Annotated in this window: 10 protein-coding genes; all 10 read right to left on the reverse strand. The window is 31.4% G+C overall.

Features of this window, described 5'->3' with window-relative positions; translation table 11 throughout:
• Nucleotides 1-42: 42 nt before the first annotated feature.
• Nucleotides 43-1827, reverse strand: a complete 1785-nt coding sequence (locus J3477_RS02070; RefSeq protein ID WP_206867896.1) for a cache domain-containing sensor histidine kinase — start codon at nt 1825-1827, stop codon at nt 43-45.
• Nucleotides 1828-2117: 290 nt separating this feature from the next.
• Nucleotides 2118-3122: a galactofuranose ABC transporter, permease protein YjfF gene (gene yjfF / locus J3477_RS02075; protein ID WP_206867897.1), complete on the reverse strand. Its 1005-nt coding sequence runs from the start codon at nt 3120-3122 to the stop codon at nt 2118-2120.
• On the reverse strand, nt 3103-4146 hold the full coding sequence (locus tag J3477_RS02080; RefSeq protein ID WP_228731184.1) for an ABC transporter permease: 1044 nt from the start codon (nt 4144-4146) through the stop codon (nt 3103-3105). Before J3477_RS02080 ends, yjfF begins: the two co-directional genes overlap by 20 nt.
• Nucleotides 4133-5668 carry a sugar ABC transporter ATP-binding protein gene (locus J3477_RS02085; RefSeq protein ID WP_206867898.1) on the reverse strand — a complete coding sequence of 512 codons (1536 nt, stop codon included), beginning with the start codon at nt 5666-5668 and terminating at the stop codon, nt 4133-4135. The genes J3477_RS02080 and J3477_RS02085 overlap by 14 nt, the downstream gene beginning before the upstream one ends.
• A gap of 307 nt (nt 5669-5975) precedes the next feature.
• A complete protein-coding gene (locus J3477_RS02090) occupies nt 5976-6980 on the reverse strand; it encodes an ABC transporter substrate-binding protein (protein ID WP_206867899.1) in 1005 nt (334 codons plus the stop codon).
• Between the two features lie 461 nt (nt 6981-7441).
• Entirely contained in the window at nt 7442-8425 is a 984-nt protein-coding gene (locus J3477_RS02095; protein WP_371876561.1) for a substrate-binding domain-containing protein, read from the reverse strand.
• Nucleotides 8412-9629, reverse strand: a complete 1218-nt coding sequence (locus tag J3477_RS02100) for a response regulator transcription factor (RefSeq protein ID WP_206867900.1) — start codon at nt 9627-9629, stop codon at nt 8412-8414. Before J3477_RS02100 ends, J3477_RS02095 begins: the two co-directional genes overlap by 14 nt.
• 254 nt (nt 9630-9883) lie before the next feature.
• A complete protein-coding gene (locus J3477_RS02105; protein WP_206867901.1) occupies nt 9884-11527 on the reverse strand; it encodes a hypothetical protein in 1644 nt (547 codons plus the stop codon).
• 4 nt (nt 11528-11531) lie between these two features.
• Nucleotides 11532-12314 carry an ABC transporter ATP-binding protein gene (locus J3477_RS02110; protein WP_261851992.1) on the reverse strand — a complete coding sequence of 261 codons (783 nt, stop codon included), beginning with the start codon at nt 12312-12314 and terminating at the stop codon, nt 11532-11534.
• Nucleotides 12315-12378: 64 nt separating this feature from the next.
• Nucleotides 12379-12834: a PIN domain-containing protein gene (locus J3477_RS02115; protein ID WP_206867902.1), complete on the reverse strand. Its 456-nt coding sequence runs from the start codon at nt 12832-12834 to the stop codon at nt 12379-12381.
• Between the last annotated feature and the right edge of the window lie 94 nt (nt 12835-12928).

The following is a 12928-nucleotide window of genomic DNA, read 5'->3' on the forward strand; positions in this document are numbered from 1 at the left end:
ACTATAAGTCAATAGAATTTCACCATGAATTCTTCAAAAAATTTATATGCCTTCTATTAGAGGATGCCATACCTTCACTATAGTTCCAACATTCTCAGTGCTTTGAAACTCAAGTCCAAATTCCTCTCCATATGATAATCTTATTCTTTCGTTAACATTATAAACTCCAAAGCCTAGTTTAATTTCTCCAGGATTTTTACCGTGAAGTACTTTATTCAGCTTTTTTAATCTCTCCTCGCTCATGCCTGCTCCATTATCAGTTATAGTGAAACAAAGCTTTTTGTCAACAATCTCACCTTCAATTATTATTTTTCCCTTTCCCCTTTTTTCTTTTATACCATGATATATTGCATTTTCTACTATTGGCTGTAATATAAGCTTGGTTACTTCGAAATTCATCATCTCTTCTTGTATTTTTATTTCATAGTCTAGTTTATCCTCATATCTAACCTTCTGTATAATAAGGTAACTTTCTATGTGCATTATTTCATCCCTAACTGTAACAATTTCATTTCCCTTACTAAGACCTATTCTTAAAAGCGTAGTAAGAGCATTTACTACATCTATAATATCCTGAGCATCATGTTCCTCTGCCATCCATTGAATTGTATCTAAAGTATTATATAAGAAATGTGGTTTTATCTGGGCTTGGAGTATGCTTATTTCAGCTTTTCTTTTACTCTTTTCTTCTGCTTGCACCAAGTGTATTAAATTCTTTATCTCATCAATCATATTATTAAAAGAATTTCCAAGTTCACCTATTTCATCACCGTATTTACTTCTAAAAAATACATTAAGGTCCCCCTCTTCTGTCCTTTTCATAAGTCTTCTTAATTTATTAATAGGATTAACTATAGAACGAGTAAATATCATTGCAAGTATTGCCGCAAATACAATGGTGAGTATAGCCACTGCTAAAGAATAATATTTAATATACCTTAAGGTTTTTGTGCTCTCATCTAAGGGAAATACTCCTACAGTCTTCCACTCAGTGTATTCAGATCCCTTGCACATAATCTTATAGTCTTTATTATTTATGTTCTTGACAATCACACTATTTTTTAAATTTCTTACCCATTGATCCTTTATTCTATATACAACTTCGTTAACTGGCGTATATACTATCTCATTATTAGAATCTACTATATATACAAAACCTGTTTTACCAGGTTTAACACTTTCAATTACACTTTTGATTATATCAAGCTTAATATCAATTAATATAACACCTAGACATTTCCCTGTTTTATCATCAATAATGGCTTTGCTCATAGATACTACATCATCAGCACAATACTGAAATACATTATTTACATTTCTTCCTATGGGCTTGCTGAAAAGTTGAATTTTATTTGGATGATCTGCTGCTTCTATATACCACCTTTCATTTATAAGTGGGTCTCTAGATATTCTGTACATTATGTCACTTACATAAAGATCATTTTTATTTACGACTATAATACCTACGATTTCAGGGTGAAAAGGTGTAAATCCCATTATTGCCTTTGTTACATCATATTCCATTGCTTCAGTATTTTTACCATTACTTAATTCCTTACTATTTAAAAAACTTACTACTCTCGGGTCTAAAGATAAAGTATTGATGATATTTTCCATGTTTTTCATATAGAAATCTACGTTGGTGCTTATTTGCTGAAGCATCTGATCAGTATTAACATTTTGAACATCACTTATTGAGTTATTATATATCAAATTACTTACAGTAGTTATTGTTATAACTGGCAATAAAATAACTAAAAGAAAATAAAGCATAAGCTTATTTCTTATGCTGCTATTAAAAAATGTAGATAACGAATTTTTCAACATAAATCACCCAATTCAAAATAATATGAATCTCATTTTCAAATTAACAACAATTGTTCAGGTCTACTATAATCATATCTAATTTTCTATTCACTTACAATATTTCCCAAGAAATACTTTTATCATAATATTTTAGATATCATATTAATTCTTTGCGTAAGCTCATTAAAGCATCATATGACTAACCATTTAATTTCAACATAGTGCATTAACAACCCTAGTTTTAAAATCCTATGCTTATCTATAACCAAAAAAATCAGGCCTACTCTTTAAAATAAGCCCGATTACTATTTTCACGTAACAACTGTTTTTCTTTTCTCGTTCCTTAACACTATAAACCTTTGAAGTGCTATAAATATGAATAGCAGCATTCCAACAGCTATTTTAGTCCACCAAGAATTTAAGGTACCATCAAAAATTATAAGATTTTGAATTACTCCAGTGGTCAAAACCCCAAACAGTGGACCTATGGCAGAACCAAAGCCTCCAGTTAAGATTACACCTCCAATAACACTGGCAGCAATTGCATCCATCTCAGTTCCATTGCAATTGAGTCCATAGCCTGAAGAAGTGTAAATAGTATACAATAAACCACCAAGAGCCGAGCAAAAACCTGAGAAAGTGTATACTAGAATCTTTGTTTTAGCTACAGGAAGTCCCATAAGAATAGCAGAATTTTCACTTCCTCCTATAGCATATATATTTCTTCCAAACTTGGTGTACTTTAATATATATATTGCAGCAACCACCAAAAGTAAACTCACAATAACATTTATAGAAACGAAAGCATTTTGTCCAAGATGTATTCTAAATGAAGCGATATTAGAAAACATAGGATTGTTTATGCTTATTGAATCTACACTTATTAGATAAGCTGCACCTCTGGCAAAGAACATACCAGCTAAAGTTATGATCCAAGGATGAAGCTTAAACCTCTGAATTAAATATCCTTGAGTAGTTCCTATAACTATTCCAACAAATAAGACAAATATCATTACTATAATTGGATTAACTCCCTTTTGAAGCAGAGACCCAGTGATCATGCTTACAAAGGCAACCATTGCACCTACAGAAAGATCTATTCCTCCTGTCAAGATTGTAAAGGTCTCTCCAATGGTTAGTGCAATTAAATATGAATTATCAATCAAAAGATTTGAAAATACTTGGACACTAAAGAAATTATCATACTTTATACCACCAACTACAAAAAGCAAGATAAACAATGCTATGGTTGCATAAATAGGGGCATTTCCTTGGTTTGGTTTTAACCTTGCTAAATTAACAGCTTTCATTTTCATATGTCTTTAGCCTCCTTCCCTTACTGCCAGTAAATTTCAAAATTAGCTTTCTAAACTCTTCATTTTGAATAAGACATACTACTATAACTACTATTGCCTTCACAACAAGAGTTGTTTCAGGTGGCACTCCCATACTGTAGATTGTAGTAGTCAAAGTCTGTATAAAAAGTGCTCCAACTACAGTTCCACCTAGATAAAATCTTCCACCATTCATTGAAGTGCCTCCAATAACCGTAGCTAATATAGCGTCAAGTTCCATCCAAAGTCCTGCATTATTGGCATCAGCACTCTTTATATTTGAACATATAATTATCCCTGCAAGACCTGCTAGTACTCCTGTGATTACATAAAGAATAAACTTTACTTTTTTAGCATTTATACCTGAATACCTGCTAGAGGTGCTATTAACACCTACAGCTTCTACAAATAGACCTAAGGCAGTTCTTCTCATAAGCAGATATATAATTAAAATCACTGCTATGGTAATATAAACTGACACGGGAATGAACAAATACCCTGTACCTATAAAAGTAAAAGACTTGTTCGTAAAGGTTAGTATCTGTCCCTTAGTTATTAATTGAGCAATACCTCTTCCTACGATATATAGTATAAGGGTACCTACCATTGGCTGAACCCCTATATAGGAAACAAGTAATCCATTCCACATTCCGCAAATTAAACCAGCGGCAATTCCTACTACAATAGCAAGAAAAGTATTGCCACTATAAACTATTATTGTAGCTGCAACTGCTCCGCTTATTGCAATTATAGATCCTACAGAGATGTCTATGCCTTGTGTTGCAATAACTATTGTCATTCCAAGAGACAAGAGAATTAATGGTGTAGCTCTATTCAATATATCAACAAGACTTCCAAACAGATGTCCATCTTTTACTTCTAAGCCAAGAAATCCAGGTCTCATTATTAAATTAAAAAGAAGAATTCCTATAAGGCATACTAATGGCCAAAAAATAGAAGAATGATAGATCTTTTTCAATAGAATACTATATTTAAACTTCTCCACCGCTTATTCCTCCTCTTGCTATGGTTGTCATTATATTGGCTTCTTCTAATTCTTCTCCTTTTAGTTCCCCTATAATATTTCTGTCTCTTAAAATCAATATTCTATCACAGCATTTTATTATTTCAGAAAGCTCTGAAGATATAAATATTATAGTTACTCCCTCATTAGCTAAATCAAGCACAAGCTTCATTATTTCACTCTTAGCACCAACATCAATTCCTCTTGTTGGTTCATCTAGTATTAATAACTCTGGATTTGTTGCAAGCCACCTAGCTAAAATAACCTTTTGCTGATTTCCGCCACTAAGATTATCAATCCTTTGTTCCATACTTGGTGTCTTTATGCCTAACATGTCAATATATTTCTGTGCAATTTCCTGCTGCTGTTTCATTGGAATGTATTTGAAAACTCCACGTTTTGATTGAAGGGCTAAAATTATATTTTCCCGTATAGTGAGCTGAGCAACTATTCCTTCAACCTTTCTGTCCTCTGGACAAAAACCAAAACCTTCTTCAATAGCTCTTTGAGGATATATATAGGAATAGTCCTTTCCTCTTATTTTTATGTTTCCATGATCAGCCTTGTCTATTCCAAATATTAACCTTGCACATTCACTTCTACCTGCTCCTAAAAGTCCAGCAAGTCCTAGAACTTCTCCCCTTTTAATCTCAATATTAAAAGGTTCTATGCTTCCAACACGTCCAAAGGCAGAGGTACTAATTAAATTACCATCAGCAAACTTTTTCTCTTCCTTTCTATTTGAACTATTCAGCGCCTTAACTTCATCTATATTTTTGCCGATCATTTTAGATACAAGCTCAAGTCTAGAAAGCTTATCCGCATCATAACTTCCCACCATGTGACCGTTTCTAAGTACAGTTATTCTATCTGATATACCATATACCTGGTCTAAAAAATGTGTAACAAATATAATAGACATTCCTTCATTCTTTAACTTTCTCATAATACTAAATAGTCTCTCAACTTCACTGTTGTCAAGGCTCGAGGTAGGTTCATCAAGTATAAGAATTCCCCTTGATATATCCACCGCCCTGGCTATTGCAATCATTTGTTGAACTGCCACCGAATAAGATGAGAGTATTCTTTTAACATCTATATTTAGGTTAAGTCTTTCGCTTAACAACTTTTCTGCATTTTTATTTATTTCCTTCCAATTAATACTACCTGCCTTCATAGGCTGCCTACCAATATAAATATTTTCTTCTACAGTTAGATTAGGACAGAGATTGATTTCCTGATAAACAGTACTTATTCCCTGCTGCTGTGCATCATAAGTTGATGTAATCTTAATATCATTACCATTTAAATTTATACTTCCTTCATCTATCTCATAAACTCCTGTAAGAACCTTAATTAGTGTAGATTTACCAGCACCATTTTCACCCATCAGTGCATGAATCTCGCCCTTCCTAAGCTGAAAATCAACCTCTGAAAGAGCTTTAACTCCAGGAAAGGATTTACTTATTCCCTTCATACTTAGAACTACACCATCTTCTGCCATATGTCTCCCCTCCTTTAAAATAGTTAATATAGAATCTTTTTCATATATCTACGAAAGATACCAGGATATAAAATTAAATTTATTAACTTACAATTTTTCAAAGTATATCAGTCCACTTATACAAAACGCTGTAATTATCTATATATTATTGAAATTGAGGTGTTCACATCACAATACTAGCCAGCTTATCAATTAGAATTAACTACACTTTAAATTGCTGTAAATATTGTTAATTCCTCTTAATTCACCAAAGTATCCTCTGGAACTACCCTCAATTTCAAGGGGGGCATTTTTATCTACTTCTTACTTAATACTTTCTATTTGGAAGTTCTTTCTTTGCTTGATCGCCTACAAAAACACCTTCATTGGATTTTATCCATTTATCTACTGTCTTACCTGCAGCTAAGTCTTTTGCAGCTTGTAATATTTGAGGCCCTAGAAGCGGATTACACTCAACAACTCCTGTACTCTTTCCATCTGCTACTGCTTGGAAAGCATCCTTAATACCATCTATAGAAACTATTGCAATGTCTACGCCTGGTTTAAGTCCATATTCTTCTATAGCTTGAATAGCTCCCATTGCCATATCATCATTGTGTGCATAAACAGCTTGAATATTTTTACCTTCTGACTTTAAGAAAGCTTCCATTACTTCTTTACCTTTAGCACGGCTAAAATCACCAGATTGAGATTTTATAACCTTATATCCTGGGTAGTCCTTAATGTAATCTGCAAAACCTTTTTGTCTGTCATTTGCAGCACTTGCTCCTACAGTTCCTTGAAGCTCAACTATATTTAACTTTGCATCCTTACCATACTTGTCAGTCAATATTTTACCTGCACTCTTACCTTCTGTAATGAAGTCTGAACCTATAAAAGTTGAATATAAGGAATCATCACTAACCTTAACACCTCTATCAACCAATATAATTGGAATCTTTGCATCTTTTGCTTCTTTAAAAACAGTATCCCAACCTGTTTCAACTACTGGTGCTAAAGCAATTACGTCAACTTTTTGAGCTATAAAGGATCTTAAAGCCTTTATCTGGTTCTCTTGCTTTTGCTGAGCATCTGAAAATTTAAGTTCAACATTTGAGTCAAGATTAGGTATTTCCTTTATTGAATTGGTTTCAGCAGTTCTCCATCCACTTTCTGCACCTATTTGTGAAAATCCCAAAACTAATTTTTTGCTAGTTGTATTTGCACTTTTGTCTCCACCTGAATTATTTGTACTTGAGCTTCCACAACCAATTGCTACTGTTGCTGTCAAAGCTAAAGTTAATGCTAGTGCTACTAATTTTTTTAATTTCATAACTATTCCCCCATTACTTTGTAATCATTTACAAGCTAATTATATAACGTCTCCCATTTTTTGTATTTGCATTAATCAGTAATTTTGTATACTATTTGTACTGAATAAAGAAGTTTATGTAGCGACTTTCTTTAGTGAATTTTTTACGCATCTGACTTTCTGTATGCATATGAGGAAGCTTACTGGTGAACAAGTTTGTTATTGCTGTAAGCATAAAAATCTAGCGAAGTAATTGAAATATCTAGATTTAGCCTACTTTGAAATCATATATTTTATTAAGAAGTAAAAAACTCCATAAAATCAAAGACCCTGCATAAATAGAGAACTTTTCTCATAAATGCTTGGTCTTTATGATATAATCATGTTTAAAATATTATTGAAATTAAGTGGTTATGCAGGAGATGCTATATGAGCGAGCTATTAGAATTAAATGATTTTTTCAGATGGGACTTAGTGCTTTCTTAATTCAAAAACTCCATATTACTAAGATATTTATCTAAGTTTTCTTTTGTTATCTTATCACTGCCGAGTATAATTTCTTTGGGGATATTTTGTTTTTTGTTCAATATCTCAATAGCGTATTTTACAGCATCTTTACCTCCAGTCTCACAAGTAAAGGTACCCTGAAGGATCCCTTTATCCACTAAGTCAAGACCACCATTGGCCCCTAGCAGTCCATCTACACCGATAACTTTAATATTTTTAAGCCCTAATTTATAAGCTGCTCTATACGCACCAAGTGCCATGTAATCATTGTGAGCAAATATAACATCAATATCTTTTTCTTCTGAAAGTATTTCAGAAACCTTATCTTCAGTTTCATCTCTTTGCCATTCACCTATTACAGTCCTGGAAATTTCTATATTTTTATGATCTTTTAATACTTCTTTGAACCCCTTATTTCTTTCAATCACAGGAGGTGAATTAAGCATACCTTGTACCTCTATAACTTTACCTTGTTTATTACCAATTAGATCTGCAACAAGTTTACCAGCTTGTATACCTATTGATTCATTGTCTGGTCCAATATATAAAGTATAGTCTGCACTCTCCAAAGGCCTATCTAAAACAATAACAGGGATTCGTTTGTAAGTTTCTGATACTAAAGGTGTAAGCTTTTTTGAATCATCTATTGCAACTATTAATAAATCAACCCCATAATCTGAAAGCTCTTTTATATCTTTTTTCTGTCTTTCTGAATCGCCTCCAGCATCCTTATAAATTATCTTTAAATTACTGTATTTTTTAGCTTCATTTATTATTTCCTCATTCATTGATATTCTCCAAGGTTCAGTTAAATTTGCTTGAGACATCCCTATTACAAACTCTACCCCTTCAGATTTCTTTGTTCTTCCTACTAAAACAGAAATAAAACATAATATAATTATAAAAATTAATATCATGATTATTTTTTTAGGTATTACTATTTTTCTATCCAATTCCAATTCCACTTCCTCCCCTATATTCAGTTGGAGAGATTCCCATTACCTTCTTAAAAGCTTTGCAAAAATAATGCTGATTACTATAGCCTACCATCTCAGCTACTTGATAAATCTTTATAGTTGGGTCATCCATTATAAATATTGCTTTTTTGATTCTTAAATTGGTTAAATAATCAATGAATGAAGCCCCAGTTTCTTGTTTTATAATTCTGCTTAAATAGGATGGATTTGCATTAAATTGCTCTGCAACAACTTCCAGACTTAGATCATTAGAAAAATAATTACCTTCTATATATTTTATAGCTAAAAGCACTACAGGCTTAAGCATTGCCTTTTCGTTGACAACGTTTACTACAGATTTATAGGCTTGTTTAATTCCAACAATACCGTTTGAAATCTTCCTCTGTTCCAGAAGAATATTAACCTTAAGGTACTTTAATATTTTTTCTTCTATGATTGTACCAATGCTTACCCATTCGTAAGGATTGTCTATTTTGAAAACTATCATAATATTGTCAGCATTATCAACATAATTAAATATAGGTTCAAAATCTCCTAGAATCTCATAGCATATATTTAATATTGCAAAGCTCAGAAGTCTATTATCCCACTTTTTTGATACTATTTCAGTATTAAATCTATCCAAAACCTTTATTATCACTATTCCAACATTATTATCTATATTTATCTTAAGAAATTTCAATTCATTAACTACAGCTTCGAAGGGCATATTTCCACTTAACCAGCTATTTACAAAGCTATGTCTTAAAGCATTTATATTGCTATCAAACTGTTTGTTAACCCAGTCTAAATAATTTTTCTTATCTCTTACTTTATTTAACTCTTCAATTGCTCTAATGATAGCATCTTTAAGACTTTCTTTATTTACAGGTTTCAAAATATAATCAAAGATCTTAAGCTTTATAGCCTTCTGCATATACTCAAACTCATCATGTCCTGTAATAATTATAATCATACATTCTTTATCAGAAGCTTTTAATTTAGTAATGAGCTCTAAACCATTTAAGAAAGGCATGCATATATCTAAAAGGATTATATCTGGACATATCTTTTGTGCTAAACTTAAAGCCATTTCTCCATCTTCTGCCTCTCCAACAACTTCTATATCAAGTTGTTCCCATGCAATTGCCTTTCTAATTCCTCTTCTTATTCTTGCCTCATCATCTGCTATCATCAATTTAAACATTTTCTATCTCTTCCTCCATTATTTTATATAATTTTAATGTAAGACATAGACTGCTTAATGCAAAAGCTTCAGTAATATCAGCAAGTCTTTTACCAACTCTATGTATATGGCTTTATTTCTGATTATATTCATACTCAGTTCTATTTAAGTTATCTAATCTAATTATTTATTTCCCTAAAAACCCCAAAGAATTTTCTCTTATGCTATAGAGTTATTTTTCTTTGGGGTTTTGATTGTATCAGATTAGAATGCCTTTAGTTTTGGTTAATTTTATCAGGTGCGATCTTAAAAGCATATTTCCAAAGTAATAAGTTAGCTATAGCTGCCAAAACAATATATACATACACACCGTAATTTATATTGGTACTCAGAAAATGAATTCCTGCTAAAACTGCCAATCCTAAAGCTAACACTAAATTTAACATACCATTTTCTTTAGTACTTCCAAAAGCTTCAGAAAAAGGCAGTGTCTTTTTATTTGCAGCAAAGCATAATATGTTAAAAATCATTGTATTTAAAAGCACTATGAGCATATCAGGCAATATTCTTATTCCAAAAATAAGCACAAAAATTATAGTATCCAGCAAGAATAAAGGTAAAAATAATTTTGCTATATATGCCTTTATTGCCCCTTTAAATACCGGTACAAAACTATTTATAGGCACGGCTTTATAAATCCACGCTCCTTTATATCTTTCAGAATACTTTATCATCATCATCACAGTTGGAAGCATCATTCCACAAAAGTATATATAAAAATAAGATCTTCCTTCCGCCACTTCCTTAAAGCTTGAAAAACCTATCTGTTGGAATAAGAATATGAATGGAAATATTATAGAGAATCCTAAAGTAGGATATACTTTTAGCTTAAATTCTCTTTCATTTTTCATCATATCAGAAGCAAATCTAAAAAATACCCTCTCTTCTTTACTTCTACAAAGAAGTAGCGAAAGTAGCTGATGTTGTTTTTTATTCTTTCTTTTACCATTCTCAGAATTATTATTTAGTTTTTGAAGGTTCTTTTCAAAAGCAGGCATAGTCATTATATATATTGCCATAGCAATGATTGGAATTACTATTGCCATAATAGTAAATATTATAAATGTGTTATTTATTTCTGATTTTTTCAGCATCTGAAAAGGCGCTGAGAACCAAATTGGTATTATAAAATATTGCCACCACTTTGGCACAAATTGAATCTTCAAATCCACTATACTAAATAATCTTCCAAGCAGTTGATAGCCTATCATAAGCACCATGGTTAAGGCTATTTGGATATAGTTTATTATATCTTTTAATTTTTCTCCGTCAAAAAACCTTAAAACTAAGAAATAAACCAAAGAAGTCAAAACAATTATGAGCATATCAATTAGAATTATTAAACTTAAGAATATAAGAAAGAATATAATTCCCTGTTTATATAAGCTAATTAAAAGCGCCGGTCCAACCAAAGCAGCAGTTATATAGAACATATAAAGTGAAACATGAATGGTTTTTGCTAACCTTAAGGTTTTAAGATTAACAGGCTTTGTGCCCACTATGCTCTTATCTTTAATATCCAAAAGCACTGAAGAAAAATCAGAAATCAAAGAAGTCATTATAAAGAAGGTAATTATGACAAATACAAAACTCATTTGATAGATGTAATTAGTGTCCATTATTACAAAAGGTATCAGTATGAGTCCCATTAAAAGATAAATTCCTAAAGATTTAAAGAATTTATTACTGCTAGTTTCATCATCTTTCTTATTATTATTCGAAAAAACAGTAGGCACTCTTCTTCCATCCATTATCAATTTGATCTGTAGAATTTTCCTCATAGCTTTATAATCTACGCCTAATTTCTCAAATAAAGCTTTAAATCTATCCAAAAACTTTAAAAATTTAAAATCTTTCATAGGACTACACCTCTTCAACTATTGATACAAATTCTTCTGCAATAGCCTCATAACCATTGAACCCAGTAATCTGATTAAAGATTTGTTCTAAGGAACCCTCTTTAGAATTTTCCTTTAGCTGTTCAAAGCTACCATCAGCAACAATCTGACCATTATTAAGAAGTATTATTCTATTACTTATCTTCTCAACAACATCCATTATATGAGAAGAATAAAAGATAGTTTTTCCTTGCTTTGCAAGATGAGATAGAATTTCCTTCACAACCATCACACTGTTTGCATCTAAACCACTAAGTGGCTCGTCTAAAAATAATATTTCTGGATTGTGAAGCATACTTGAAATCAGTAACACCTTCTGCTTCATTCCTTTAGAATAAGAGTTCACTCTAGAATCATAAGAATCTCTTATACCAAATATGTCCATCAATCTTTCAGCTTTACTATCAGCCTTTTCATAGGACATTCCGTATAACTCCCCGATAAAAGTAAGATACTCTCTTGCGGTAAGATTGTCATATATTTCAGCTATTTCAGGAACATACCCTATTTTTCTTTTATATTCAAGCCTATCTTTTGAAATATCTTGTCCTAATACTTTTACCTCTCCTGTATAACCTTCAACGATGCCTAAGATTATTTTTATTGTAGTACTCTTTCCAGCTCCATTGGTTCCTATATAACCTATAATCTCACCCTTATGTACCTCTAAATTTATTCCTTTTAAAACCTCTTTGTAGCCATAGCTCATACAAAGGTTTTTTAGTTCAACTGTAATATTATCATTCATAATAATTCTCCTTTTGTTGGAAATATGTCAATATTACCATAACACTTCCAGGAAAATTTTTCAATTACAAAACGATAGCAATTTGTTCAACTAATTTATTTAATGTAATCACTCTATCTTCTCCTATAATTCCTATTGCGGCATTGAACAAATACTTATCCTCAGTTACTAAGATCAAATTACTATTTAAATAACAGGTATATAATAGTGATAGATCATTTTGTGATAATTTGTTTTTATTATCAACATAGGTATTACCCTTCTTAGTATTCTTTATGTCTAAGGTTGAGTAGAATTTATTAATCTCAGTAATATCTGTTTCTATAATAAAAAATATTAGTTTGCAAAATCTATCTGATAATACCTGTTGACCTTTATATAAACGCATCTCTTTTACAACAAGTTCCTCACTTACTTCTCTTGAGATTCTAAGCTTTTTTTCCTCTATGAGTTTATCAATAACAAAAGGATACTGCTTCCAAAGTCCTATTATAACATTTGTATCTAATAAGTATTCCATGTTAATTTATACTCCTTTTACTCCAACAAATATTATTTATATAGTCTATTATCTGTATAACTTTATTATTAATTCACTTTAGATTTTATAAATG

It is taken from the genome of Clostridium zeae, assembly GCF_017312485.1.
Classification (GTDB): Bacteria; Bacillota; Clostridia; order Clostridiales; family Clostridiaceae; genus Clostridium_AR; species Clostridium_AR zeae.

What these genes read in the sequence shown, in the direction of transcription:
- J3477_RS02085 (WP_206867898.1), bottom strand. Translation starts at nt 5,668, where the DNA reads ATGGCAGAAGATGGTGTAGTTCTAAGTATGAAGGGAATAAGTAAATCC.
- J3477_RS02090 (WP_206867899.1), bottom strand. Translation starts at nt 6,980, where the DNA reads ATGAAATTAAAAAAATTAGTAGCACTAGCATTAACTTTAGCTTTGACA.
- J3477_RS02110 (WP_261851992.1), bottom strand. Translation starts at nt 12,314, where the DNA reads ATGAATGATAATATTACAGTTGAACTAAAAAACCTTTGTATGAGCTAT.
- J3477_RS02105 (WP_206867901.1), bottom strand. Translation starts at nt 11,527, where the DNA reads ATGAAAGATTTTAAATTTTTAAAGTTTTTGGATAGATTTAAAGCTTTA.
- J3477_RS02100 (WP_206867900.1), bottom strand. Translation starts at nt 9,629, where the DNA reads ATGTTTAAATTGATGATAGCAGATGATGAGGCAAGAATAAGAAGAGGA.
- J3477_RS02115 (WP_206867902.1), bottom strand. Translation starts at nt 12,834, where the DNA reads ATGGAATACTTATTAGATACAAATGTTATAATAGGACTTTGGAAGCAG.
- yjfF (WP_206867897.1), bottom strand. Translation starts at nt 3,122, where the DNA reads ATGAAAATGAAAGCTGTTAATTTAGCAAGGTTAAAACCAAACCAAGGA.
- J3477_RS02070 (WP_206867896.1), bottom strand. Translation starts at nt 1,827, where the DNA reads ATGTTGAAAAATTCGTTATCTACATTTTTTAATAGCAGCATAAGAAAT.